Source organism: Muriicola marianensis (assembly GCF_014638095.1).
In the GTDB taxonomy this organism is placed as follows: domain Bacteria; phylum Bacteroidota; class Bacteroidia; order Flavobacteriales; family Flavobacteriaceae; genus Muriicola; species Muriicola marianensis.
Window position 1 is genome coordinate 2,133,377 of record NZ_BMFH01000001.1, and the last position, 23,943, is coordinate 2,157,319.

The window sequence follows — 23,943 nt, forward strand, 5'->3', positions numbered from 1 at the left end:
GCATTCGACCTCTCGCTCAGGTACTATTCTGATTGAGAAATTCGATGAAATGCACATTTATGTCCATCTAATCCACAAATCGTACCATTTTAAGTGCTACTTCAAGCTGTTTTCAAAAAAAAATCGGTAATCCCCATTTTTAAGCGTTCTAGGACCTGTGTTATAAAATTGTTATGTTGTCGTTTTCACCTGAACAGGGCTTCAGGTTGTGTTAATAATTCCTATTTTTGGTAGGATCAGTAAATTAGAATTCGATGAAGAAACAGGACATCAGAATCCTCCTTGTAGATGATGAACCGGACATCCTGGAGATCTTAAAATACAATCTGTCTTCTGAGGGATACCAGGTTTCTACTGCGAAGAATGGTGCTGAAGGGGTAGCCAAGGCAAAGAAGAAGAAACCCCACCTGATCATTCTCGATGTGATGATGCCTGAAATGGATGGGATTGAGGCCTGTGAGAAGATACGAAATACGGAAGGGCTAGAGGATACGCTGATCACTTTCCTCACCGCAAGGGGGGAAGATTATTCCCAGGTGGCTGGTTTTGATGCCGGGGCAGATGACTATATTACAAAACCGGTTAAGCCCAAGGTCCTGATCAGCAAGATCAAGGCGTTGTTGCGAAGGTTAAAGAATGAGGAAGATGCCACTCCGGAAATTAAAAAAGTAGGGAATATCGTTATCAACCGGGAAGAATACAAAGTCGTGAATAAAGGGGAGGAGATCATCCTGCCCCGTAAGGAATTCGAGCTGCTTTCCCTGCTTACCTCAAAACCGGACAAGGTATTCAAAAGAGAAGTGATCCTGGACAAGGTCTGGGGACAGGAAGTGGTCGTAGGTGGCAGAACCATCGACGTTCACATTCGGAAACTCAGGGAAAAAATAGGCGATCATCACTTCAAAACTGTTAAGGGCGTAGGCTATAAGTTCGTTCTGTAATGGCCATCAAACTCAGGAAATCCTATAAGTTTGCACTGAGGTCTTCCCTGTATATTTCTGTATTTCTCTTTTTCCTGTCACTGTTCCTCTTCGAATATTTTTCCCTTTGGGATTATTGGACAGCGTTGGCAATTGCAATGGCCGTTGTTTTTGGCGTTTCCTTTCTGGTCATTCAATTCAGGGTGGAGAAATTCATTTATAAGAGGATAAAGAAGATTTACGATGACGTGACCCTGCTAGAATCCACTTCATTTGCTTCGCGACCCATCACCACCGATATGGCCACCCTTACCGAGGAAATAGAGAAATTTGCCAAGGACAAACGCATCGAGATCGATACCCTTAAGATCAGGGAAGAGTACCGTAAGGATTTCCTTGGGAATGTTTCCCACGAACTCAAGACCCCTTTATTTACGGTTCAGGGTTATATTTTGACCCTGCTCGACGGGGCCATGGAAGACAAGAAGGTGCGCAGGAAGTACCTTCAGAGGGCCAATAAAGGAGTGGAACGACTGATCTACATCGTCAAAGACCTCGACCTGATCACAAAACTGGAAGCAGGGGATCTCAGCCTGGAGATCTCTACTTTCGATATCGTGGAGCTGATAAAAAGTGTCTTTGAACTCCTCGAAATGAAGGCATCGCGCAAACAGATCACTCTGACGTTCGATATGGAATACAGGGAGCCTATCTATGTGAAGGGCGACAGGGAAAAAATACAGCAGGTGATCACTAACCTGGTGGTGAATTCCATCAAATACGGACATCCGGATGGCACTACAGAGGTCAGTGTGGAAAACCTCATCAAGAACAAGGTGATCATCAGGGTGACCGATAATGGGGAAGGAATACCGGAGGCTCATCTACCCAGGATATTTGAACGGTTCTATCGGATCGACAGGAGTGGAAGCCGGAAGGAAGGAGGGTCCGGCCTGGGCCTTGCTATTGTCAAACACATCATTGAGGCGCATGGAGAGAAGATCTATGTGGAGAGTGTGGTTGATGTGGGTTCAGAATTCTCCTTTACCCTGGAAAAGGCGAAGAAACCCACGGCCTGATAATTTGCCCATTTGATGAAATCCTTAGCTTTGCATGGAATCAAACCTTCCTTTTTGTGGGTAGTAAGAACAAACTCAAACGCTTCAGGGAAAACGAAACTTTTCCCAATGTTGTCCAGCCAAAAAGGGAAGAGATCGTTTCAGGGTCCTTTTCCCACAAGGGAAAATGGGCAGAATTCTTCGGCAATGACCACCCTCTCATTCTCGAACTGGGGTGCGGCAAAGGGGAATACACCCTTGGCCTGGCCGGTTTACATCCCGAAAAGAATTACATCGGAATAGATATCAAGGGAGCCAGACTGTGGAGGGGTGCCAAGACAGCCCTGGAGCAAGGCATGACCAATGTAGCATTTCTGCGCACACAAATCGACCTTATAGATCAGCTCTTCGCCCCCGGGGAAGTCTCAGAGATCTGGATCACTTTTCCTGATCCCCAGATCAAATACAAACGGACCAAACACCGGCTTACTAACCTCGATTTTCTGGGGAAGTACAAAAGCATTCTCAAAGAAAAAGGGACTGTTCATCTAAAGACCGATAGCGAATTTATGCACGGATATACCCTGGGCATACTGCATGCCTCCGGTATGAACGTACTGTATGCGAACCACGATGTCTACCGAAATGAGGGGAGTCCGCCCGAGGTACTGACTATTCAGACTTTTTACGAAAAACAGTATCTTGAGATGGGAAAACCCATCACCTATCTAAAATTCAGGTTCCCATTCCAATGACCCACCTTATCATCTTGTTCTTTGTCACCTATTCTGCCGCCTTTATGGCTACCGTGCCTCCCGGTTTGCTGAATATGAACGCAGCAAAAACAAGCGTGGAAAAAGGCAAGTTGAATGGAGTCGTATTCAGCCTGGGTGTCTCCACCATGATCATGATGCAGGCTTATGTGGCTGTTCTCATCTCGAAATTCCTTTACAACAATCCGGAGGTGATCGACCTCTTGATGAAGATCGCCCTGGGAATCTTTGCCTTTTTTGCTATCTATTTCTTTGTCCTCGCCAAGCGTTTCAAGCCCAACAAGATCCGCATCAGCAAGATGAGCAAGAAAAACAGCTTTTTTAAAGGCATGCTCCTGGCGGCTCTGAATCTGCTGACTATTCCGTATTACAGCGGACTCAATGTGATGTGGAATGCCTCGGGATGGATCAAGTTCGAACTCTGGGACATTGCCACTTTCATCCTCGCAGCCGGGATGGGTACTTTTACCGTACTGTATTTGTATACGTTTTATTTCAATAAACTAGACCTTAAGAACAAAACCTTTTCGAAGAATTCTAATTACGTACTCAGCGCTTTGATGCTCATACTGCTCGTCATCACGCTGATCCGACTTTTTTACAGAGACCATGGATAAGAAAGGGAAGGATTTTTTTAATCAGGTATACGAGGTCGTAAGGCAGGTCCCCTACGGAAGGGTAACTTCCTATGGCGCCATAGCGAGGTACCTGGGCACTACCCGAGGGGCGAGGATGGTTGGCTGGGCGATGAATAATGTCCCAGACAGGGAAGATGTTCCTGCACATCGCGTGGTGAACAGGGTGGGATTGTTAACGGGAAAGCACCATTTTGGTGGGACCAACCTGATGCAGCAACTTCTGGAAAACGAGGGACTCGTGATCGTCGAAGACCGAATACAGGAATTTGAGAAGCATTTCTGGGACCCTCTGAAAGAACTGGGTGAACCCGATTGAAATCCTATTTTTACCTCGATATTGAAGGATCAAATGGATGGCCTGCCCCATGCGCCATTTCCGCTTAGTTCCTTCCGAATCTCGGCCCGAAACCGTATCTTTGTTGTTTAGAAAGATTACACATTGAGAAAGGGATAGGCCGGATGAAACTCGATAAAAAAGAAATACTAAAAGCCCTGGAAACCATCTCCGTGCCCGGAGAGGGTCAGAACATGGTGGAAAGCGGGGCCGTACGAAATATTCAGACCTTCGGGGACGAGGTAGTGGTGGATATCACCATCAAAAATCCAAGTCTTCAGGCTAAAAAGAAAGCGGAAGTTTCCATTCTTCAGGCTATTCACAGAGAGGTCTATGAAAAGGCCAAGATCACGGTCAATATCACTGTAGATGCCCCTGCAAAACCCAGGGCGAATGAGATCAAAGGGGCTCCCATACCTGGTATTAAGAACATCATAGCGGTGGCCTCCGGGAAAGGAGGAGTGGGAAAATCTACCGTTACGGCCAACCTGGCCGCGACCCTCTCAAAAATGGGATTCTCTGTGGGGATTTTGGACGCTGACATCTATGGTCCTTCTATTCCTATCATGTACGACGTTGCCTCCCAAAAACCATTGGCGGTTGAGGTGGGCGGTAAATCCAAGATGAAGCCGATTGAGAATTACGGGGTAAAGATCCTGTCTATAGGATTTTTCACTCAGCCCAACCAGGCTGTTATCTGGAGGGGCCCCATGGCAGCCAAAGCCCTTAATCAGATGATCTTCGATGCCCATTGGGGAGAGCTCGACTTCCTCCTGATCGACCTGCCCCCGGGAACAGGTGACATTCACCTGAGCATCATGCAGGCTTTGCCGGTAACCGGTGCGGTGGTGGTAAGCACGCCTCAAGAGATCGCCCTGGCAGATGCCAGGAAAGGAGTGGCCATGTTCCAGCAAGACGCTATAAATGTCCCAGTACTCGGGATCGTAGAAAATATGGCCTATTTTACTCCGGCTGAACTTCCCGACAATAAATATTACATCTTTGGACGGGATGGGGCCAAGAACCTGGCCGAAGACATGGAAGTACCGTTTCTCGGAGCCCTTCCTCTCGTACAGAGCATTCGCGAAGCCAGTGATGCAGGTCGGCCTGCCGCTTTGCAGACTGCCACGCCCCTGGAATCCTCATTTGAAGAGATCACCAGGAATGCCGTTCAGGAACTCGTGAGAAGGAACAAAGACCTGCCTCCCACGGAAGCGATCAAAATAACTACCATGGCCGGATGTTCTGCCGTTAAAAAGAAATAATCATGACTGAAAAGGACCTGCGCCAAAATGTGGAAAAAGCACTGGATGAGATCCGACCCTTCCTTCAGAGTGACGGCGGGGACATCTCCCTGATCTCTATTGACGATGGCAAAACGGTGACCGTTCGACTGGAAGGAAATTGTGTGGGATGCAGCGTAAATCAGATGACCCTGAAAAGCGGGGTGGAGATGACTATTAAAAAATACGCTCCCGCAGTAGAAAAGGTGATCAACGTGAGCTGATCGCCCGCTATTCTTTCTTCTAACCCGACCTTTTCATCATGTTTTAGATCCTGGCCTGGTAGGTAAACAGGTTGTAGTACCGGCCTTCTTTGGCAATAAGTTCATCATGGGTCCCGGTTTCTGCAATCCTTCCCTCTTCTATCACCAAGATCTGATCGGCCTTCCTGATGGTGCTCAGCCTGTGAGCGATTACAATGGTGGTCCTTCCCCTTGTCAGTGCTGCCAGACTCTGCTGGATCAGACCCTCGCTTTCAGTATCGAGGTTTGAGGTGGCCTCATCCAGGATGAGGATCTTGGGGTCTGCAAGGATAGCCCTGGCAATCGCGATACGCTGTCTTTGTCCTCCCGAAAGTTTGATCCCCCTCTCGCCGATTAAGGTGTCCAGGCCGTCTTCAAACCGGTCTGTGAACTCATCTACATAGGCAGAGCGTACGGCATTTTGCAGCTCGTCCTCCGTAGCCTTGGGTCTCGGAAACATTATATTTTCCCTGATAGTCCCTTCAAAAAGAAAATCGTCCTGTAAAACCACCCCAAGGTGTTTCCGGTAATACTTTAGGACGATCCTTGAGAGGTCGAACCCATCGACGGTGATCCTTCCGCTTTGAGGTTTCAGAAAGCTCGCCGCAAGCCCCGCAATGGTACTTTTGCCCGATCCTGAGCTCCCGACCAGGGCTACCACACTTCCCGGTTTTACCTCAAAACTGATATCGTGCAGCACCTCTTTCTCTTCTTCGTAGGCAAACGAAACATTCTCAAATACGATATGCCCTTCGATCCGTTTTGGCTTTAAGGTTCTTTGCCCGGGATCCTCTTCTTCCGGCAAATTCATCAGCTCTTCTGTCCGATCCAGGCCTGCCAGGGCTTCACTTAGCTGACTCCCTATATTGCTCATCTGAACGATAGGTGCTACCATCAGCCCGAGCAGAAAGGTGAACTCCAGGAACTCACCCAGGGTCAGGGCGTCGGTCATGATCTTGTATCCTCCAATACCCATAATTCCTGTAGTCGCTACTCCCAGCAGAAAGGTGGAAGAGCTTGTCATTACAGCTGTTGCGGTCAGGCTCTTTTTTACATTTTGGTATAATCGGTGTACTCCGTCCTTGAATACGTCGTGTTCCTGTTCTTCTGCATTGAACCCCTTGATGACCCGGATCCCGCCAAGGGTCTCCGTAAGCCTTCCTGTTACCTCTGCATTGATCTTGCCCCTGTTCCTGAAAATGGGACGAATGACCTTGAATGCCTTCAGGGCGACAACGGCAAAAACGGCCAGGGGGATCAGAGCGAAGAGGGTCATGGAAACGCTGATTCGGAGCAGGAGGATCAGGGCCACTACTGCCGTGATGGTACCTCCAACTAACTGCACCAGCCCGGTTCCGATAAGGTTCCTCACCCCTTCCACATCGGTCATGATCCTGGAGACCAGTTCACCGGACTTCGTATTGTCAAAAAATCGAATAGGCAAGGTTAGGACCTTTTGCTGGACCTGGGCCCTGAGTTCGGAGATCATATACTGAGCCTGAACGCTGAGGATCTTGGTCAGGAGGAAGGAGGTCACTGCCTGGACAAGGATGGCCAGGATCACCACGCCGATCAGTACCTTCAGGAATGGGATATCCTTGTTGGGGATAATGTCGTCCATGAGGTATTTGAGAGACATGGGTGCGACAAAGCTGGCCGCCTTACTGATGACGATCAGGATAAGACCGATCAGCACCAGGTTTCGCCTGGGCCAGATAATCGTCCTGAATGCGTTGAGGATGCTGACTTTTTTCCCTGCCATCGTAATGTAAATCCGTAATAAAGGAGGGCCTAAGATACTTATAATTTGACAGCCTCAGTTGTGGTGGATTCTCCCGGGAAAGAAAATTAGTTTTTCCCGCCTAAGTCGATTAAATTCACGGAGTCTTCAACCTGGAACTCATGAAAAAATACTCCGTCCTGACCGTTATTTTACTGCTCACCTGCCTTGTCTACTCCTGCGGCCGGGTGAGGGAACTCTCTGAATTGGAACGGTGGACAACACATGCAGAAAATACGACCATAATTCGGGACAACTTCGGTGTGCCCCATATCTATGGGAAAACGGATGCCGACGCAGTCTTTGGTTTGTTGTATGCCCAGTGTGAGGACGACTTCAACCGGGTGGAACAGAATTATATATGGGCCACAGGCAGGCTGGCTGAAGTGGAAGGGGAAGACGCACTTTACAGCGACCTCAGGGCCCGAATGTTCATGAGCCAGGAAGAGGCAGAAGCCATGTACGATAATGCCCCGGAGTGGCTCAGGGAACTGTGCCTGGCCTTTGCGGATGGGATCAATTACTATCTCCATACCCACCCGGAAGTAGAGCCCAAACTTCTTACCCGCTTCGAACCCTGGATGCCCATGTACTTCAGTGAGGGATCCATAGGAGGCGATATAGAACGCATAAGCACGCGGAAGTTGCAGGCGATGTATGAGAAGGGCATCGAATTTCCGAAATCCGTCGAAATGGAGATCGAAAAGAAGGAAGAAGAATTGGAGCCCCAGGGGTCTAACGGGATCGCCATTTCCGGAAACCTGACCCAGTCGGGGAATGCCATGCTACTTATCAACCCTCATACCTCTTTCTATTTCAGGGGGGAGGTCCATGCTGTGAGTGAAGAAGGCCTGAACGCTTACGGAGCGGTGACCTGGGGACAGTTCTTTATCTACCAGGGGTTTAATGAGAAGACTGGATGGATGCATACTTCTACCTATACAGATGTCATCGATGAGTTTGTGGAAACCGTGGTGGAGCTGGATGGGGAGCTTTTTTATCAATACGGGGAAGAACTCAGACCGGTTGAAGTTTCAGAGGTGAAACTGAAATACAGGGATGGGGACAAGATCAGGGAAAAAACCCTTCCCTATTACAGGACACATCATGGGCCCGTTACCCATATGGAAGGAGACAGGGTAGTGGCCACTGCCATGATGTGGGACCCGGTAAAGGCCCTGGAACAATCCTACATAAGAACTAAGCAATCCGGCTATGAAGGATTCAGGAAAATGATGGACATACGGACGAATTCTTCCAACAATACGGTCTACGCTGATGCGGAGGGAAATATTGCTTACTTCCACGGGAATTTTATCCCGGTCCGGGACACCTTGTTCGATTATACCCAGCCTGTGGAAGGTAAGGATCCGGCGACAGACTGGAAGGGTCTCCACACGGTAGACGAGAACATCCTCCTGCTCAACCCTCCCAATGGCTGGATACAGAACTGCAATTCCACGCCCTACACGGCGGCCCTGGAATACAGTCCAAAGCGGGAAGATTATCCCCGGTATATGTCCCTGGACAGGGAGAATTTCAGGGGCATTCACGCCATAGAGTTGCTTAGAGATCGGAGCGGTTATACCCTGGACAGCCTGATTAAACTGGCCTACGATCCCTATTTGCCGGCTTTTGAAGCCCTCATCCCCGGCCTGTTTGAGGCTGCGGACAAAACTCGTGGACTGGACACGGAAACGAAAGAAGCGATAGACATGCTCAGGCAGTGGGATTTCAAAACTTCAAAAGAATCTGTGGCCATGACCCTGGCTCATTTTTACGGGACGGCATATGGGAGGGAGGGATCCAGGCCCTATCCCATGAGTGATATGGAGGCCATGTCTTATTTTGGCTCAGAGTCGCCTCCTGAGGAGCGGCTCCGGATTTTTAAGGGTGTGCTCGAGAGACTCAATGCCGATTTCGGTACATGGAAAATGCCCTGGGGAGAAGTGAACAGGTACCAGCGATTAAACGGTGATATCCGCCAGCCTTTTGACGATGACCAACCCAGTATCCCGATCGGTTTTGCTTCAGGTCGATGGGGTGCGCTGGCAGCCTACGGGGCCCGTTATGACAACGACACTAAAAAGATCTACGGGACCCGGGGGAACAGTTTTGTAGCCGTAGTGGAATTCGGGGACAAGGTGAAGGCCAAGAGTATCCTGGCCGGAGGGCAAAGTGGGGATCCCGCATCCCCTCATTTTGACGACCAGGCCCAGATGTATGCTGATTCGGAATTTAAGGATGTTTTATACTATAAGGAGGATGTACTAAAGAATTCGGAAAGTACCTACCATCCGGGGGAGCGATAGGAATTTTTATTCCTGAACGATAATCAGGGAAGCCTTAGACCCGGTGGAGAGCAGCCATTTGTTGGAATAGATGAGCTGGCCCTTATCGTCATAAACATCTACCTGGGCGGTATTGGGTCCTGAGGTTCCCTGGTTGAGGGCCTCAAAGTCGAGACGGTTAAAACCCTTGTCGAGGTTCAGGTTGATCCCTTTAAAACTGCCGGTAAGTAAGATGTTTGGGTCGACTACTTCCCCGTTGGCATAGATCTTAACACGGTCCCCATCTACATATTCGTGGTCCCTGCAGACTACACCCACAAACTTGGATGAGGTCTTGACATCTCCCAGGTACATATCCCCGTAATGCTTGTTACCGTCCCCTTTTTCCCTTTCCCCTACTTTAGGATCGATATCCATGTCGAACCCCGCCTGCTTCAATTCCCTGTCCGGGAGCATTTTAACGCCCGGATTCATAGAATCATTGAGATTGGGGGTCTTCCCCATATCGATCACAGAGGGCATTTTCAGGGAGGCGTTGGGAGTAGGAGTCGCTTTGATGTCCAGGTTTGGTTTAGGCCCGATCTTCAAAGGCTGGGTCTTGGGAATATCGGTCTGTGACATTCCAAACACCGTTCCTCCAAGGATCAAAATGAAAGTAATAAAGGCCTTCATGGCAGTACTTTAGGAATATAAAGGTAACAAATACCCTGCCAGGGAGATATAAATCCCTGTTAAATTCGACCAATGTAATGGGGCTTACCTGTTACTCAACTTCAGGATTGTGCCCTTCTTTAGAGGGTTTTTCGTCCCAGTATTGAGGGCGGGTGTCCTCGGTTTGCTGATTCCAATAGGCCGGGGTTACCTTTCTGCCGTCCGGGGTCCTGAGTTTACGCTGGTAGACCCAGATAGTGGGGTTGAAAACCATATCAGTCACGGCAACTGTATAGAGCTGAGGATCTTCCTCACTCTTCCTTTTTTCTTCTTCGGTCAGGACTTCGAATCCGTTGTGTTCCAGGAGTGCTTTCAGAAAATCCCTTCGGTTGGCATCTACTCCTTTTTCCACAAAGGTCACCCGTGTATCTTCAATACTCCCGAACATGTGTTTTCCTGCTAAGCTCATTTCATATCAATTTAGGGTGTTGCTCAGGGCATATATATAATCGTAGATCGGACTGTAGAGTCCCAGGGCCAGGATACCTACCACGGTGATCACCAGACCGATACGCATATAGAGTGCATTGGTAAAATGGGGGATGGGGTGATCGCTCTTGCGAAGGAACATCGCCCTGACAACCAGCAAATAGTAATACAGTGAAATCGTAACATTGACCACGGCGAGAAAGACCAGGAAGTAGTACCCCTTGCTGGCGGCTGCTGTAAAGAGGAAAAATTTACCAAAAAAGCCGGCAACAGGAGGGATCCCCGCCAGGGAGAACAATCCGAGCATCATAACGAGGCTTAACTTGGGATTCGTGCGATAAAGGCCTTCGTAATCCCGCATATTTTCCTTTCCGGTCTCTGTTGAGATGGCCTGTACCACTCCAAATGCCGCCAGGTTTGAGAAGATATAGATCAGTACAAAATAGATCACGGTGGCAACCCCCAGGGTCGTTCCGGTGATCAGACCGAGAAGGATAAATCCGGCTTGTGCGATGGATGAAAAGGCCAGGAATCGCTTCATATTTTGTTGTCTCAGGGCAAAGAGGTTGCCGAGGAACATCGTCAGCACAGCCAGGAGATAGAACAGGTTTTCCCAGAGGTGGATGAGGGGTTTTAACACGGTAAAGAAAAAGATCATCAGGATAAACACTGCCGCACCTTTCGAAATTACCGAGAGGTACGAGGCCACCCCGATGGGAGCCCCTTCATAGACATCGGCGGTCCAGAAGTGGAAGGGAACCAGTGAAATTTTAAAGCCAAGACCCGCAAAGAAAAGGATCAGGGCCATCACCGTCAGGTTGTTTTCAGAGATCAAAGTTCCCATTTCTGCAAAGTAGATCGTCCCGGTGGAAGCGTACATCAGAGAGATCCCAAAAAGGGTGATCCCTGAGGCCAGGGCCGATGAGAGAATGAGTTTGATCCCAGCCTCGCTGGATCGCCTCCGATACATCTCGAAGGCTGACAGGGCTGCCAATGGTAAGGTGGATAATTCCAGCCCCAGGTAAAACATCAGAAAATCCCCTGAGGAGATCAGGAACTGAAGGCCGAGCAGGGATGACAGCAACAGGATAAAGAATTCGGATCCCCTGTGCTGGGGAACCAGTTCTCTTTTTACCCATTCGGCCGACTGTAACAGTACGATGAGTACCCCGATATTCAGGATGTTCTTAAACAGATGTATTAGCGCATTGGTCCGGAACATCCCCCCGAAGAGAAGACCTTCCTTCATATCCAAAAACCCTATGCCTGTGTGGAGAGCGAACAAAATGATGGTGAGGGATACAACGCCTTCTTTTTGTCTGTCGCCGGCAAAGATCTCAAAGATCAGGAGCAAAAGGGCGATGATGAGAATGGATATCTCCTGTCTGAGCAATAAAACGGTTTCCATGTTCATGGTTCCGGAATTTATAATACCCCCTGTATAAAGGGTTGAATACTTTCTAAAATCATCTCGCTTAACCATAGAGGCGCCACCCCTATCCCTATGATAGGCAGCAACATTAGCAGGATCCCGGTCTTCTCATACCAGGTGGCCTTTTCCATAGGCGTGATTGAATTCTCTTTTAAGGGACCCATCAGCATCATGCCCACAACCCTGAGGATGTAAACTGCGGTTACCACAATGGCCGAAACAGCGAATATGGAAGCGATCCTGTAAGGGATCTCCGGGTGCTGGAAAGCCCCAACAAAAATGTTCATCTCCGCCACAAAGCCACTGAAACCTGGAAGCCCCAGGGAAGCGAGACCGGCTATCACATAGGTTGCCGAAATAAAAGGGATCACCTTGAGCAAGCCTCCGAGTTTTGTCACGTCGCGCGTATGGGTCCGTTCGTATATCATGCCGATGAGGGCAAAGAACAGAGCCGTCATAAAGCCGTGGGAAAGGGATTGAATAATCGCCCCGTTCCAGGCTGTTTTATTGAGCATCAGCAAGGCAAAGAGGACCAGGCCCAGGTGACTCACCGAAGAATACGCATTGATGTATTTCAGGTCTGTCTGGCGGATAGCGGCAAAGGCACCGTAGATCACCCCAAAGGTGGCGAGGACGATAAAGAACCACGACCAGTGGAGTGTCCCTTCCGGCATGAGGTACATGGCTACCCTGAAGACCCCGTATCCTCCCAATTTCATAAGCACGCCCGCATGGAGCATGGATACTGCCGTGGGGGCAGAGGCATGACCGTCGGGAGACCAGGTATGGAAGGGGAACAAAGCCCCAATCACTGCAAAACCTATAAAAGTTAGGGGAAAGAATAATTTTTGTGCTTCTACCGGGATCTGTACTTCTGCAATTTCGAGGATGTTGAAGGTCAACGGACCACCTCCCGCACCCGAATTAAAATAGATCCCGAGGATACCCACCAGCAGTACGGCCGAGGCACCCATCAGCATCAGGGTGAGTTTCATCGCTGCGTATTCCCGGGGCCCGGAGCCCCAAATGCCAATGAGCAGGAACATAGGGATCACGGCTATCTCAAAGAATACGAACATCAGGAACAGGTCGAGGGATATAAAAAATCCATAAACTCCTGTAGAAAGGACAATGAGGGAAATAAAGAATTCCTTGGGCAGTTCCTCCATCTTCCAGGAGATAAAGACTCCTGCCAGGACCACCAGGGCTGTGAGCATGAGCAGGGCAACGGATATCCCATCTACCCCTACACTGTAATGGATATTAAAATCCCTGAACCAGACCAGGTCCCGGGTAAACAACATGAGCTCATCACTGACCGCCCTTTCTCTCAGATAGGCGAAAAGGAGGTTCACAGACATGGCCACCTGCACCAGCGTCCCGATCAGCGCAATCATACGGGCCTGCTTCAGAGATCTGGCCGTGAGCAGGACGAGGACCGTAAGGAGGGGGACGACGATAAATAATGATAATATATCCATAAGCTCTGCCTTAAGAGGTCCACAAATAAATAAACAGTAAAGCCAGAATTACCGTTCCGCTCACGAAGGCCATGGCGTAATCCTGTACTCTGCCGGATTGCATTCCTTTTATCTTTTTCGAGAATAACACCGTTGAATTCCCGATGAGGTTCATGGTGCCATCCACAATTTTCCTGTCGGCCCAGGCAGCTCCTGCTGCAATTCCCTTAAAGAGGATGTTTTTGGTCACAAAGAGGTAAACTTCATCCATATAGAATTTCCGGTGTGCCCAGGTGTAAAGCACTCCCAATCGGTCTGTCAGTCGTGTCGCAAGACCACTTTCTTTCTTATAGAGCATCCAGGCAATTCCGATACCAATGAGAGCTACTGCCACGGCCGTTATCGCCATAGGGATATCGATATGAGCGTCGAAGCCTGCCCGGTCCGGACTGATAAACTCGCTGAAAGGGATAAATCCCACGGTTGCGCTGAGTACAGCCAGAACGATCAATGGAACGGTCATGGAGGCGGGAGATTCAGCCGGCCTGTGCTCATAAGTATTGTCCTTTCCCCAGAAGATCCCGAAATAGATCCTGAAAATATAGAGGGCCGTCAGACCGGCAACAAAGATGCCTACAACATAGAGGAAGGTATTTTGCTGATAGACCGCGACGAGAATCTCATCCTTGCTCCAGAACCCTGCAAAGGGAGGAATTCCTGCAATTGCCAGGGCCGCTACCAGGAAGCTGAGGTGGGTAATGGGCATGTATTTTCTCAACTGGCCCATGTCTTTCAGGTAATTGCTGTGTACCGCGTGTATCACGGATCCGGCACATAAGAACAACAGGGCCTTGAACATGGCATGGGTAAAGAGATGGAACATGGAAGACATATAGCCCAGTCCCTGACTGCCCTCATAACCGGAAACGCCAAGGGCAAGCATCATATATCCCAGTTGTGACATGGTAGAGTATGCCAGGACCCTTTTGATGTCTGTCTGGGTCAGGGCGATCACTGCCGCGAACAAGGCCGAAAAGGCCCCTACAAAGGCGACGATCTGCAGCGCAAAACCTTCTTCCACAAAGAAATACATGGGGAATAACCGGGCGACCAGGAAAACACCTGCCACCACCATGGTGGCCGCGTGTATGAGGGCAGAGACCGGGGTAGGCCCTTCCATGGCATCGGGTAGCCAGATGTGAAGAGGGAACATGGCCGACTTACCTGCGCCTCCGATAAAGATCAGGATCAGGCCCCAGGTCAGTACGGACAGCCCCATAAAGGAGGCCGGTGCCCAGTGGGTGAGGGTCGCTCCCTCGGGATTATTCAGCGTCTCAAAATCATAGGTCCCGGTATAGTAACCGATCAGCAGGATACCGATGAGGAAGCCCAGATCTGCAAAGCGGGTGACGATAAAGGCCTTCTTGGCGGCAGCCACCGCAGATTCTTTGGTGTAATAATAGCCGATAAGCAGGTAAGAAGACACCCCAACCAGTTCCCAGAAAATGTAGATCTGAAAGAGGTTGGTTGCCAGGACCAGACCGTACATAGAGAAGGTGAAGAGGGAGAGAAAGGAAAAGAACTTCGTATACCCTTCATCCCCTTTCATATACCCCCGGCTGTAGATATGTACCATCAGGGAGATGGTGGAGACCACGATCAGCATCATTACGGAAATGGGATCGATCAGGACCCCCATATCGATTCTTAGAGTTTCTGTGAAATTCATCCAGACCGTCGATTCTACAAGGGTCGGGTAAGCACCCGAAACTTTTCCCAGTACCATAAAATACTCGAATGCTGTGTAAAAGGAAAGTAGTGTGCTCACCAGCATCCCCCCAACCCCTACAAGTCCGGAAACTCCGGGTCCGATCTTCCGGTTGAACAGGCCAAGGACCAGGAATACGGCCAGGGGTATCAGTGGGATCAGGATGATGGCGGTGTAATTCATAATCGAGTCACTTTAATTTTTCATGGTTTCCACTTCCTTCACTTCCACAGAACTGATCTTCCTGTACAAGTTGATGATTATAGAAATAGCCAGGGCGGTTTCAGCAGCCGCCACAGCGATGATAAATATTGAGAAGATCATCCCCTGGAGGACCTCGGGATACAGGTACTTGTTGATCACCACAAAATTAACGGCGGCTCCATTGAGGATGAGTTCGACCGAGATCAGTACTGAGATCAGGTTTTTACGGGTGATAAAGCCATATACCCCGATAAAGAAAAGGATGGTACTCACCGTCAATAGTTCATATATGGAGATACCTTCTATCATGTGTTCTCATTTTTATTTTCGGCCAGTGCTGTGCCTTTTGCGATCACAATGGCCCCAACCATGGCTGCCAGGAGCAATACACTGATCACCTCAAAAGGCAGGATAAATCCCCCCTCGCCATAGTCAAGTAGTTTTTCTCCTATGTCGATTACCTCTGTTCCTGAGCTTTGACCCGTTACTTCAAATTCATAGGAATAGATCACCGAAAGAAATACGGCCATTCCCAGGGCGCAGGCGAGGCCTGTAAAAAGGAGCTTAGACGTCTTTGCGATCTCCATGCGCATCTCGATATGATGTACGAGAAGCACCGAAAAGATAATAAGGACGATGATCCCTCCTGCGTAGATGGTAAGTTGAATGGCTCCCAGGAAATTGTAATCCATCATAAAGTACACTCCGGCTACCCCGCAGAGCACGAACAGGAGATAGATGACTGAACGCAGCATTCTTCGACTCATCACCGAGGCCAGGGCCGAGGCGATCATGATAAGTGCGAGGGCATAAAAAATAATTCTCTCCATAGGCTTAATCTTCTACGCCTTGCATCAGGGTGGATCCCGGTTTGTTTAGTACCCGTGTTAGGGTCGATCTGTCATAGACCGAGTTCTCAAAATTCTGCCCCCATTTTATGGCATCGTGCGGGCAAACATCTATACAGAGGCCGCACATGGTGCACATGCTCAGGTGGTAGATAAACTGGTCTATCTTCTTTTTCTTTTTCCCTGTAGCCTCATCTATCCCCCGGTCCCAGATGATCTCTATGGTTCCATTCGGACAGGCGATCTCACACTTCTGGCAGCCGGTACAGCGGTGTTCATTTTCCTCATTATGGGGCATGATCACCTCCCCCCTGAACCTGTCGAACATCTTCAGGGTATCCCGGTTGTCGGGATATTGCTGGGTGATAGCACCTTTTCTGGAGGTGACGAAATATTTACCCGTGACACTCATTCCCGTCAGGAGCGTCTTTATGCCTTTGTAGATTTCAGAGAAGTAACTCATACGTCATAGTCTTATCGTTAGATTGAGCCAAACCAACAGGGCCATCAGCACAATGTTGACCAGGTTGATGGGCAGCAGGTATTTCCATTCCAGGGTGAGCAGCTGATCAACCCTCAGCCTGGGGAAGGTCCACCTGAACCACATCATCAGGAAGACCAGGGCCATGGTCTTCAGCAGGAACCAGAATACACCCAGCTCGGGGATGGATTCCGTAATGCCGAAGGGAGAGAGCCATCCGCCAAAAAATACCGTAGCTGCGATAGCGGAAATAATGAACATGTTGATAAACTCTGCCAGGAAGAAATAGGCGAACTTCATCCCGGAATATTCCGTGTGGAAGCCGGCCCCCAACTCTGATTCAGCCTCGACCATATCGAAGGGTGCGCGGTTAGTTTCAGCCGTTCCTGAGATCATAAAGATCATGAAGGCAATAACCGCCGGGATGTGCCCCTGCAGGATCAGCCAGCCACTCTTTTGAATCTCAATGATCTCTGACAATTGAAGGGAACCAGTGATGACGACCATTGTCAGGAGGGAAAGCCCTACCGAGAGTTCATAGCTGATGGTCTGAACCCCGCTCCTCATGGCACCGATCAGGGAGTATTTGTTGTTGCTGCTCCATCCGCCCAGCAAGATACCGATCACCCCGATGGAGGAAATAGCGATCAGGAAAAAGAGTCCGATGTTGATATCGAAGGCGTGGAATTCCGCTGAAAAAGGTATAACTGCCAGGGCCATCAGGGCCGTGATAATAACGAAATAGGGGGCCAGGTTATAGAGGAACTTATCCGCCCTTTCTGTACCGGTGAGCTCCTTGGTCAGTAATTTGATGGCGTCAGCCATAGTTTGCAACAACCCCTGTGGCCCAACCCGATTGGGTCCGATCCTTAGTTGGAACCAGGCGGCCACTCTCCTTTCAAGCAAGACCAGGAATAAGCCTGCCACTGCAAAAATAGTGAGGTATACCACTGCGATAAGGACCATCTCAACGATGCTGGCAACGCCCTCAGGCATGACGCTGAAGAGCCAGTTGTGTACATTCTCAGTAATTCGCAATTGCATCATGTCACTTCATTAACGGTCAATATCCGGTATCACCAGGTCGAGTGTGGCCATGGTGGCCACCAGATCCCCGATCTTTCCTCCAACCGCAATATGGTTCAGGAGGGAGAGGTTGGAAAATCCCGGGGATCGGAATTTAAGCCGGTACGGGTTCTTCGTTCCTGTACTGATGATGTAAACCCCGAGTTCACCTCTTGCCGTCTCTACTTTCTGGTAGTATTCCCCCTTGGGTAATTTAATCACTGCATTGGTGGAGACCCGGTGTTCCCCTTCTGGTATGTTGTCTATCAATTGTTCTACGATGGAGAGGGATTCCCACATCTCCTGTATCCGTACTAAGTAACGGGCATAGGTATCTCCCTCAGTATGGAGTGCCTCCGTGAAGGTCACCCGGTCGTAAGCGCTGTAAGGATGGTGTTTGCGCACATCGCAGGAATATCCGGAAGCTCTCCCCACAGGTCCGGAAGCACCAAAGGAGATAGCATCCTCCCTGCTCAAAACGCCTACCCCTTTTGTTCGTTTCTGGAAGATGACATTCCCGGTCAGGAGCCTGTCATATTCAGGAAGTTTGGACTTGAAGTGGGTGACAAATTCCTTGACCCGCTTGACAAAGTTTGGGTGGATATCCAGCATGAGTCCGCCCGGCACATTGTAATTCATGGTCAATCGCGCCCCACAGGTCTCCTCCATGATGTCGTTGATCATTTCCCGGTCGCGGAAACCGTAGAAATAAGTGGTAAGTGCTCCGACATCCATTCCCATCACGCCCCACCACAGGCAGTGTGAGGAAATCCTGGTGAGTTCGGCTATGATGGTCCTGATCACCTTTACCCTTTCCGGGATCTCCAGCTGAAGGGCATTCTCCACGGCAAGGCAGACGGCTTCGTTGTTGATGTTCGCAGATAGGTAGTCCATCCGGTCGGTCAGGTGTACGATCTGCTGGTAACTGTCGCGTTCGCACATCTTTTCGATAGAGCGATGAATATACCCCAGGTCGGGTTCTACCTTCTTGATGATCTCCCCATCGATTGTCAGAACGAGTCGCAGAACCCCATGGGTGGCGGGGTGCTGAGGCCCCATATTGATGAAGTATTCCTCAGATTTGAAATTGTTATATAGAATCTCGGTCTCCATACGCTATCAATGTAAGATCATATTGACGTCGTCCTCGTAATCCTTCCTCAAAGGGTATCCTTCCCAGTCCTCCGTCAGGAAGAGTCGCTTTAAGTTCGGGTGGTTCCTGAAACGGATACCAAAAAAGTCGAATACCTCCCTTTCGTGGAATTCCGCCGTGTACCAGATATCACATACTGTATCCAATTCGGGGTTTTCCCGGTCTGCTGTTGTAACTTTTACCACCAGGATATGCCTTTTTGTGGTGGATTCAAGGTGATAGACCACCCCCAATTCTTCCCCCCAGTCTACGCCGGTCAGGCAGAAGAGATAATCAAACTCGGTCTCGGGATGCTCCCTCAGCTGCTGCATCAGGGCGTGGAGATGCTCCCGGGGAACCTTGACGTTCAGAAACTGGGATTCCTCCGTTGTAAATTCCAGGTCGTCAAACCAGCCTCCGATGAGGTTTTGTAAAGCGTCGTCAGTCATAGATCCATCAATTAAAGTCCTTCATCAAATCCTTCCACAGGATTTTTCTTGTCTTTCCTGCTCTCCCTTCTGATCTTGTCCTGTAACATCAGCATGCCTTCCAGTAGGGCTTCAGGCCGCGGAGGGCAGCCGGGGACATAGACGTCTACAGGGATCACGTGATCAGCTCCTTTGACCACGGAATATGTGTTGTAAAAGAAGGGTCCTCCTGAAATAGCGCAGGCACCCATGGCGATCACGTACCGGGGTTCTGCCATCTGTTCGTACAGCCGTCTGAGCACAGGGGCCATTTTATTCACAATGGTGCCGGCGATGATGATCAGGTCTGCCTGTCGGGGTGAAGGCCTGGCCACCTCAAAACCAAAACGGGAATAGTCGTGCCTCGCCGCTCCGGTTTGCATCATCTCGATGGCACAGCAACTGGTGCCGAAATACAGGGACCAGAGGGAGTTAGACCTTCCCCAGTTGATGATCTTATCGAGGTTCGTCACCACGACATTCGCTCCGTTTCCGGCCGGGATCACTTTCCCGGGGAAATCTTCCGGTATTTTATTTGCTTCGTTCATTCCCATTTCAATGCTCCTTTTTTCCACGCGTATAACAATCCGACCCCCAGGATAAATAAAAAGATCAGGATCTCGACAAAGGCTACAGCCCCTATTCCTTTATAAGCCACAGCCCAGGGGACCAGAAAGGCGATCTCCACATCGAAGACCAGAAAGAGGATGGCAAAGAGGTAATACCCGACCTTAAACTGTACCCAGGTGGGCCCAATAGTGGTCATTCCGCTTTCGTAAGGATCCCTTTTGGCAAGGCTGTCTGACTTTGGCGAGATCAAATTCGATAAGAAATTCGCCCCGGCGACCAGTACGATCCCTGCCAAAAAGAATACAATGATTGCTTCCGAACCCATAGTTCAATGTTCAGTGGTCATTTGATTTCATAGATGTCTCCCGAAAAGAAGAGGTCTTTGGTCTTCCTGAAGGCAGAATCCGATTTCACCTGAACGGTGAGAGCGTCTTCCCGCTCTTCAAAGGTCACGTCCTCATAACTTCGAATGATGCCTGTTACCATAGGATATTCCAGCCTTACCAGCATCTGGTGCAGGGTCGGATCCTGTTCTTTGGCATCGTGAATCAGGATGTCAGTCTCCTCGATTCCATCCTCGCCAATGGTCACAACTTCAAGGCGCAGGCCTTTAAGTATCAGTCCTTTATTCTTTTCCTTCCCAAATATCATAGGCTTCCCGTGTTCAACAAAGAGCTGCCTGTCTTCCCGTACAGCCTTGTCGGTGTACTTGGTAAAGCAACCATCATTGAAGATGGGACAGTTTTGCAGCACTTCTACCAGGGCGGTCCCTTTGTATTTCTCGGAAGCGATGAAGATATCGGTCATCTCCTTGGGTGTATTCCCTCCGATCCTCGCAAAAAAACGAGCTTGAGCCCCTAAGGCAAGTTCCCCTGCAGAGAAGGGAGGCTGGGTGTTGCCGTAAGGAGAGGATTTTGTCTTCTGCCCAACCAGGGAGGTCGGGGAGAACTGTCCCTTGGTGAGGCCGTAGATCTCGTTGTTAAACAGGATGATATTGAGATCGAGGTTCCTTCTAAGCACGTGGATAAAATGGTTCCCGCCAATAGCCATAGAGTCACCATCTCCCGTGATCACCCAGACACTGAGTCCGGGATTGGCCAGTTTGACCCCTGATGCAATGGCAGTAGCCCTCCCGTGAATACCGTGCATCCCATAGGTATCCATGTAATATGGGAAGCGGGAGGAACATCCGATACCTGAGATAAAGACGATGTTCTCCTTGTTCACCCCGATCTCCGGCAGTGCTTTCTGTACCGACCTCAGGATCACATAATCATCACATCCGGGACACCAGCGCACTTCCTGGTCACTTGCGAAATCTTTATAGGTGTATTCCTTAACAGCAGTTTCCATGGTCATGACAGGATTTGTTTGAACTTTTCTTTTAATTCGTTGTTAGAGAAGGGTAACCCCTGAATCTTATTGTATTGCAGGAACTCGTGATTGTTGAAGTTTGATTTCAACACCTTCACAAATTGGCCTGTATTCAGCTCGCAAACGATGATCTTCTTGAAATTCCTGAGAACCTCTTCCGTATTTTTCGGCATGGGATTCAGATAGTGAAAATGCGCTAAACCGATATTCCCATATCCTTCTTCATTGAGGTGTTTTACCGCAGTGTGTAAACTGCCATAGGTGCCTCCCCAGCCTACGACCAGGAGGTCTCCTGATTGCGCAAATTCAACTTCCTGGTCGGGGATATAATTTTGCACGCGCTTGATCTTTTCAGCCCTGATTCGGGTCATATATTCGTGATTCTCCGGGACGTAGGAGACGTTTCCTGTGACCTTGTCTTTTTCGAGTCCCCCTACCCTGTGCTCCAGCCCGGGAGTTCCGGGTACTGCCCAGTATCGAGCCAGGGAATCCTTTTCCCTTTCATAGGGATGGTAATCCTCTTTTGCTTCGGTCAGTCGCATATTATTGATCTCAGGCATCTCATCTACCGTCTGTATCTTCCAGGGGGCAGACCCGTTGGCGATATACCCGTCTGTGAGCAGGATCACTGGGGTCATATGCTCAAGGGTGAGTTTGGCAGCTTCGTAGGCCGAATTAAAGCAATTGGCCGGAGTGCTGGCAGCAATTACAATTACGGGACTTTCACCATTTCTGCCATACATGGCCTGGAGAAGGTCTGATTGTTCTGTTTTGGTGGGCAGGCCTGTGGAAGGACCACCCCTTTGGACGTCGACAACCACCAGTGGGAGTTCTATCATCATCGCAAGGCCGAGAGCCTCTCCTTTCAGGGCCAATCCGGGTCCTGAGGTGGTAGTGATCGCCAAGTCGCCGGCAAAAGAAGCCCCAATGGCCGATGTGATCCCGGCAATTTCGTCTTCGGCCTGCAGGGTTTTTACCCCGAAGTGTTTGTGTTTAACGAGTTCGTGCAGGATATCCGATGCAGGAGTAATGGGGTAGGAGCCAAGGAATAGCTCCATCCCTGATTTCTCAGCCGCCGCAAGGAATCCCCATGCCGTAGCAGTGTTCCCCATAATGATACGGTAGGTGCCTGCCGGCATTTTGGCCGGGGAGATCGTATAGGCATTCGGGATGAGTTCCAGGGTTTCGGCGAAGAAGTAGCCTGCGTTGAGCACCTTGGTATTGGCCTCAATGATCTCGGGTTTGTTCTTGAATTTCTTTTTAAAGAAATCGATGGTATGATCTGTGGAACGGTGGTACATCCAGTACACCATGCCCAGGGCGAACATGTTCTTGCTCCTTGTGATGGCTTTATTATCCAGGCCCTGCACGTCCTTGAGAGCTTCTTTTGTCAATGAGGTCATGGCGACCTCTATAACCCTGTAGTTCTCAAGGCTGTTGTCTTCAAGGGGGTTGGATTCGTACAGTGCCTTTTCGAGGTTTTTCTTGGTGAAGGCATCCGTATCGACAATGATAGTATGTCCGGGTTTAACGGCGTGCAGGTTTGTCTTGAGACCGGCCGGATTCATGGCTACCAGGAGGTCTACCTCGTCCCCAGGGGTACTTATCTCAACACTTCCTATGTGCACCTGGTACCCGGACACTCCGTACAAACTCCCCTGGGGAGCGCGAATTTCGGCCGGGTAATTGGGGAATGTGGCTACATCGTTCCCGAACATAGCCGACGTATCCGAGAACTGAGTTCCCGTAAGCTGCATTCCATCTCCGGAATCTCCAACAAAACGAATGATGACGGCTTCCAGGATCTCTTGAGGGGTTTCGGTATTTATATCCATGATTCCTAGGATTTAGAAGTAAGAACTACAGTAACGGCTGGGACATATAAAGATCAAATTTAATTTCTGGATAATCAAGGAAACATGATTTTTATCATTAAATTAGGGGGTACGGATATCTACTTTTACCTTCATAAGTACTCAAATTAAGTTATTATGGCTATAATAATCACAGACGAATGCATTAACTGCGATGCCTGTATATCAGAATGTCCTAACAACGCGATCTACGAACCGGACCAGGAATGGTCATATTCGGATGAAACCGCTTTGTCAGGTACCATCACGACCCCGGGAGGCGCAGAGGTCGATGCCGATGCAGAGAATGATCCCATTTCGGATGAATTCTATTATATAGTTCCGGATAAATGTACAGAGTGCAAGGGATTCCATGAAGAACCCCAGTGTGCCTCAGTTTGTCCCGTAGACTGCTGTGTTCCTGATGAGGACCACGTGGAATCCGAAGAACAGTTGCTGCATAAAAAAGCATGGCTTCACGGGGAATAAAGCGCGTGTAGCCTTACCGGTTGCTCACAAAGAGTAGCTGCCGGATCAAGAGTTTATTTCTATCGAAGAGATCACTCCTTGTCCCTGTATGGGGACAGGGAGTGATTTTTTTTCGTCCTTTAAGAGTTTTGACCGGTGAACTCTAAATTTTGGTAATTTCTCCACTTGTATCCCATTCTTTTTCAACTGGTTCCTGCCGGATTCTCCACCTGATAAATGTCATAGTTTACCCTGTTGCATAATGGTACTTTTAAAAGATTTGCAGGCTGAGGTACATCCTGGTGAGGGTTTTCAGCTAGTGTCTCCAGGTCATTCAGCTACTGCGATCAGATATCTAATCA

General features: G+C 49.3%; 25 protein-coding genes. 9 read left to right on the plus strand and 16 right to left on the minus strand.

Annotated elements, in window-relative coordinates:
- The first annotated feature begins 254 nt into the window (after window positions 1-254).
- From IEV19_RS09700 to IEV19_RS09730, 7 genes are all read left to right on the plus strand, one after another.
- Entirely contained in the window at window positions 255-941 is a 687-nt protein-coding gene (locus tag IEV19_RS09700) for a response regulator transcription factor (protein ID WP_188370453.1), read from the plus strand.
- A complete protein-coding gene (locus IEV19_RS09705) occupies window positions 941-1,999 on the plus strand; it encodes a sensor histidine kinase (RefSeq protein ID WP_188370454.1) in 1,059 nt (352 codons plus the stop codon). Before IEV19_RS09700 ends, IEV19_RS09705 begins: the two co-directional genes overlap by 1 nt.
- Before the next feature lie 56 nt (window positions 2,000-2,055).
- The gene (gene trmB / locus IEV19_RS09710) at window positions 2,056-2,733 is read left to right on the plus strand and encodes a tRNA (guanosine(46)-N7)-methyltransferase TrmB (protein ID WP_188370455.1); all 678 of its coding nucleotides are present in this window, start codon (window positions 2,056-2,058) and stop codon (window positions 2,731-2,733) included.
- The gene (locus IEV19_RS09715; RefSeq protein ID WP_188370456.1) at window positions 2,730-3,368 is read left to right on the plus strand and encodes a LysE family transporter; all 639 of its coding nucleotides are present in this window, start codon (window positions 2,730-2,732) and stop codon (window positions 3,366-3,368) included. The genes trmB and IEV19_RS09715 overlap by 4 nt, the downstream gene beginning before the upstream one ends.
- Window positions 3,361-3,705 carry an MGMT family protein gene (locus IEV19_RS09720; RefSeq protein WP_188370457.1) on the plus strand — a complete coding sequence of 115 codons (345 nt, stop codon included), beginning with the start codon at window positions 3,361-3,363 and terminating at the stop codon, window positions 3,703-3,705. Before IEV19_RS09715 ends, IEV19_RS09720 begins: the two co-directional genes overlap by 8 nt.
- Before the next feature lie 143 nt (window positions 3,706-3,848).
- Window positions 3,849-4,988 (plus strand): Mrp/NBP35 family ATP-binding protein, encoded by a 1,140-nt coding sequence (locus tag IEV19_RS09725; RefSeq protein ID WP_188370458.1) that lies wholly within the window; start codon window positions 3,849-3,851, stop codon window positions 4,986-4,988.
- A 2-nt stretch (window positions 4,989-4,990) separates the two neighbouring features.
- Window positions 4,991-5,230: a NifU family protein gene (locus IEV19_RS09730; RefSeq protein ID WP_188370459.1), complete on the plus strand. Its 240-nt coding sequence runs from the start codon at window positions 4,991-4,993 to the stop codon at window positions 5,228-5,230.
- Between the two features lie 43 nt (window positions 5,231-5,273).
- Here IEV19_RS09730 and IEV19_RS09735 read toward each other — a convergent pair whose 3' ends face one another.
- The gene (locus tag IEV19_RS09735) at window positions 5,274-7,010 is read right to left on the minus strand and encodes an ABC transporter ATP-binding protein (protein ID WP_188370460.1); all 1,737 of its coding nucleotides are present in this window, start codon (window positions 7,008-7,010) and stop codon (window positions 5,274-5,276) included.
- Window positions 7,011-7,150: 140 nt separating this feature from the next.
- On the opposite strand from IEV19_RS09735, the gene IEV19_RS09740 reads away from it, so the two are divergent.
- Window positions 7,151-9,340, plus strand: a complete 2,190-nt coding sequence (locus IEV19_RS09740) for an acylase (RefSeq protein WP_188370461.1) — start codon at window positions 7,151-7,153, stop codon at window positions 9,338-9,340.
- A 6-nt stretch (window positions 9,341-9,346) separates the two neighbouring features.
- Here the strand turns inward: IEV19_RS09740 and IEV19_RS09745 are convergent, their stop codons facing one another.
- The 15 genes from IEV19_RS09745 to IEV19_RS09810 form a co-directional block, all read right to left on the minus strand.
- On the minus strand, window positions 9,347-9,991 hold the full coding sequence (locus tag IEV19_RS09745) for a hypothetical protein (RefSeq protein WP_188370462.1): 645 nt from the start codon (window positions 9,989-9,991) through the stop codon (window positions 9,347-9,349).
- A gap of 91 nt (window positions 9,992-10,082) precedes the next feature.
- Window positions 10,083-10,439 (minus strand): hypothetical protein, encoded by a 357-nt coding sequence (locus tag IEV19_RS09750; RefSeq protein WP_188370463.1) that lies wholly within the window; start codon window positions 10,437-10,439, stop codon window positions 10,083-10,085.
- A gap of 6 nt (window positions 10,440-10,445) precedes the next feature.
- Window positions 10,446-11,873, minus strand: coding sequence for an NADH-quinone oxidoreductase subunit N (locus tag IEV19_RS09755; protein ID WP_188370464.1), 1,428 nt, complete (start codon window positions 11,871-11,873; stop codon window positions 10,446-10,448).
- Between the two features lie 11 nt (window positions 11,874-11,884).
- Window positions 11,885-13,372, minus strand: coding sequence for a complex I subunit 4 family protein (locus IEV19_RS09760; RefSeq protein ID WP_188370465.1), 1,488 nt, complete (start codon window positions 13,370-13,372; stop codon window positions 11,885-11,887).
- Between the two features lie 10 nt (window positions 13,373-13,382).
- A complete protein-coding gene (gene nuoL, locus IEV19_RS09765) occupies window positions 13,383-15,302 on the minus strand; it encodes an NADH-quinone oxidoreductase subunit L (protein ID WP_188370466.1) in 1,920 nt (639 codons plus the stop codon).
- Window positions 15,303-15,314: 12 nt separating this feature from the next.
- A complete protein-coding gene (gene nuoK, locus IEV19_RS09770; protein ID WP_188370467.1) occupies window positions 15,315-15,632 on the minus strand; it encodes an NADH-quinone oxidoreductase subunit NuoK in 318 nt (105 codons plus the stop codon).
- Window positions 15,629-16,153, minus strand: coding sequence for an NADH-quinone oxidoreductase subunit J family protein (locus IEV19_RS09775; protein WP_188370468.1), 525 nt, complete (start codon window positions 16,151-16,153; stop codon window positions 15,629-15,631). Before IEV19_RS09775 ends, nuoK begins: the two co-directional genes overlap by 4 nt.
- Window positions 16,154-16,157: 4 nt before the next feature.
- Window positions 16,158-16,634: a 4Fe-4S binding protein gene (locus tag IEV19_RS09780; protein WP_188370469.1), complete on the minus strand. Its 477-nt coding sequence runs from the start codon at window positions 16,632-16,634 to the stop codon at window positions 16,158-16,160.
- Window positions 16,635-16,637: 3 nt separating this feature from the next.
- Window positions 16,638-17,699 (minus strand): NADH-quinone oxidoreductase subunit NuoH, encoded by a 1,062-nt coding sequence (gene nuoH / locus IEV19_RS09785; RefSeq protein ID WP_188370470.1) that lies wholly within the window; start codon window positions 17,697-17,699, stop codon window positions 16,638-16,640.
- Window positions 17,700-17,708: 9 nt separating this feature from the next.
- Entirely contained in the window at window positions 17,709-18,830 is a 1,122-nt protein-coding gene (locus IEV19_RS09790; RefSeq protein WP_229732528.1) for an NADH-quinone oxidoreductase subunit D, read from the minus strand.
- Window positions 18,831-18,836: 6 nt separating this feature from the next.
- Window positions 18,837-19,298, minus strand: a complete 462-nt coding sequence (locus tag IEV19_RS13865) for an NADH-quinone oxidoreductase subunit C (protein ID WP_229732529.1) — start codon at window positions 19,296-19,298, stop codon at window positions 18,837-18,839.
- Window positions 19,299-19,309: 11 nt separating this feature from the next.
- Window positions 19,310-19,864: an NADH-quinone oxidoreductase subunit B gene (locus tag IEV19_RS09795; RefSeq protein WP_372946493.1), complete on the minus strand. Its 555-nt coding sequence runs from the start codon at window positions 19,862-19,864 to the stop codon at window positions 19,310-19,312.
- Window positions 19,861-20,211: an NADH-quinone oxidoreductase subunit A gene (locus IEV19_RS09800; RefSeq protein WP_188370471.1), complete on the minus strand. Its 351-nt coding sequence runs from the start codon at window positions 20,209-20,211 to the stop codon at window positions 19,861-19,863. Before IEV19_RS09800 ends, IEV19_RS09795 begins: the two co-directional genes overlap by 4 nt.
- A 17-nt stretch (window positions 20,212-20,228) precedes the next feature.
- Window positions 20,229-21,245 carry a 2-oxoacid:ferredoxin oxidoreductase subunit beta gene (locus tag IEV19_RS09805; protein ID WP_229732531.1) on the minus strand — a complete coding sequence of 339 codons (1,017 nt, stop codon included), beginning with the start codon at window positions 21,243-21,245 and terminating at the stop codon, window positions 20,229-20,231.
- Window positions 21,242-23,095 carry a 2-oxoacid:acceptor oxidoreductase subunit alpha gene (locus IEV19_RS09810; RefSeq protein WP_188370472.1) on the minus strand — a complete coding sequence of 618 codons (1,854 nt, stop codon included), beginning with the start codon at window positions 23,093-23,095 and terminating at the stop codon, window positions 21,242-21,244. Before IEV19_RS09810 ends, IEV19_RS09805 begins: the two co-directional genes overlap by 4 nt.
- Before the next feature lie 156 nt (window positions 23,096-23,251).
- Here IEV19_RS09810 and IEV19_RS09815 point away from each other — a divergent pair, with 156 nt between their 5' ends.
- Window positions 23,252-23,602 (plus strand): 4Fe-4S dicluster domain-containing protein, encoded by a 351-nt coding sequence (locus IEV19_RS09815; protein ID WP_188370473.1) that lies wholly within the window; start codon window positions 23,252-23,254, stop codon window positions 23,600-23,602.
- Window positions 23,603-23,943 lie beyond the last annotated feature (341 nt).

Excerpts from the sequence above, each read along its gene's own strand:
- IEV19_RS09700 (WP_188370453.1), top strand. The coding sequence starts at position 255 with ATGAAGAAACAGGACATCAGAATCCTCCTTGTAGATGATGAACCGGAC.
- IEV19_RS09705 (WP_188370454.1), top strand. The coding sequence starts at position 941 with ATGGCCATCAAACTCAGGAAATCCTATAAGTTTGCACTGAGGTCTTCC.
- IEV19_RS09715 (WP_188370456.1), top strand. The coding sequence starts at position 2,730 with ATGACCCACCTTATCATCTTGTTCTTTGTCACCTATTCTGCCGCCTTT.
- IEV19_RS09720 (WP_188370457.1), top strand. The coding sequence starts at position 3,361 with ATGGATAAGAAAGGGAAGGATTTTTTTAATCAGGTATACGAGGTCGTA.
- IEV19_RS09725 (WP_188370458.1), top strand. The coding sequence starts at position 3,849 with ATGAAACTCGATAAAAAAGAAATACTAAAAGCCCTGGAAACCATCTCC.
- IEV19_RS09730 (WP_188370459.1), top strand. The coding sequence starts at position 4,991 with ATGACTGAAAAGGACCTGCGCCAAAATGTGGAAAAAGCACTGGATGAG.
- IEV19_RS09735 (WP_188370460.1), bottom strand. The coding sequence starts at position 7,010 with ATGGCAGGGAAAAAAGTCAGCATCCTCAACGCATTCAGGACGATTATC.
- IEV19_RS09740 (WP_188370461.1), top strand. The coding sequence starts at position 7,151 with ATGAAAAAATACTCCGTCCTGACCGTTATTTTACTGCTCACCTGCCTT.
- IEV19_RS09745 (WP_188370462.1), bottom strand. The coding sequence starts at position 9,991 with ATGAAGGCCTTTATTACTTTCATTTTGATCCTTGGAGGAACGGTGTTT.
- IEV19_RS09750 (WP_188370463.1), bottom strand. The coding sequence starts at position 10,439 with ATGAGCTTAGCAGGAAAACACATGTTCGGGAGTATTGAAGATACACGG.
- IEV19_RS09755 (WP_188370464.1), bottom strand. The coding sequence starts at position 11,873 with ATGAACATGGAAACCGTTTTATTGCTCAGACAGGAGATATCCATTCTC.
- IEV19_RS09760 (WP_188370465.1), bottom strand. The coding sequence starts at position 13,372 with ATGGATATATTATCATTATTTATCGTCGTCCCCCTCCTTACGGTCCTC.
- nuoL (WP_188370466.1), bottom strand. The coding sequence starts at position 15,302 with ATGAATTACACCGCCATCATCCTGATCCCACTGATACCCCTGGCCGTA.
- nuoK (WP_188370467.1), bottom strand. The coding sequence starts at position 15,632 with ATGATAGAAGGTATCTCCATATATGAACTATTGACGGTGAGTACCATC.
- IEV19_RS09775 (WP_188370468.1), bottom strand. The coding sequence starts at position 16,153 with ATGGAGAGAATTATTTTTTATGCCCTCGCACTTATCATGATCGCCTCG.
- IEV19_RS09780 (WP_188370469.1), bottom strand. The coding sequence starts at position 16,634 with ATGAGTTACTTCTCTGAAATCTACAAAGGCATAAAGACGCTCCTGACG.
- nuoH (WP_188370470.1), bottom strand. The coding sequence starts at position 17,699 with ATGATGCAATTGCGAATTACTGAGAATGTACACAACTGGCTCTTCAGC.
- IEV19_RS09790 (WP_229732528.1), bottom strand. The coding sequence starts at position 18,830 with ATGGAGACCGAGATTCTATATAACAATTTCAAATCTGAGGAATACTTC.
- IEV19_RS13865 (WP_229732529.1), bottom strand. The coding sequence starts at position 19,298 with ATGACTGACGACGCTTTACAAAACCTCATCGGAGGCTGGTTTGACGAC.
- IEV19_RS09795 (WP_372946493.1), bottom strand. The coding sequence starts at position 19,864 with ATGAACGAAGCAAATAAAATACCGGAAGATTTCCCCGGGAAAGTGATC.
- IEV19_RS09800 (WP_188370471.1), bottom strand. The coding sequence starts at position 20,211 with ATGGGTTCGGAAGCAATCATTGTATTCTTTTTGGCAGGGATCGTACTG.
- IEV19_RS09805 (WP_229732531.1), bottom strand. The coding sequence starts at position 21,245 with ATGACCATGGAAACTGCTGTTAAGGAATACACCTATAAAGATTTCGCA.
- IEV19_RS09810 (WP_188370472.1), bottom strand. The coding sequence starts at position 23,095 with ATGGATATAAATACCGAAACCCCTCAAGAGATCCTGGAAGCCGTCATC.
- IEV19_RS09815 (WP_188370473.1), top strand. The coding sequence starts at position 23,252 with ATGGCTATAATAATCACAGACGAATGCATTAACTGCGATGCCTGTATA.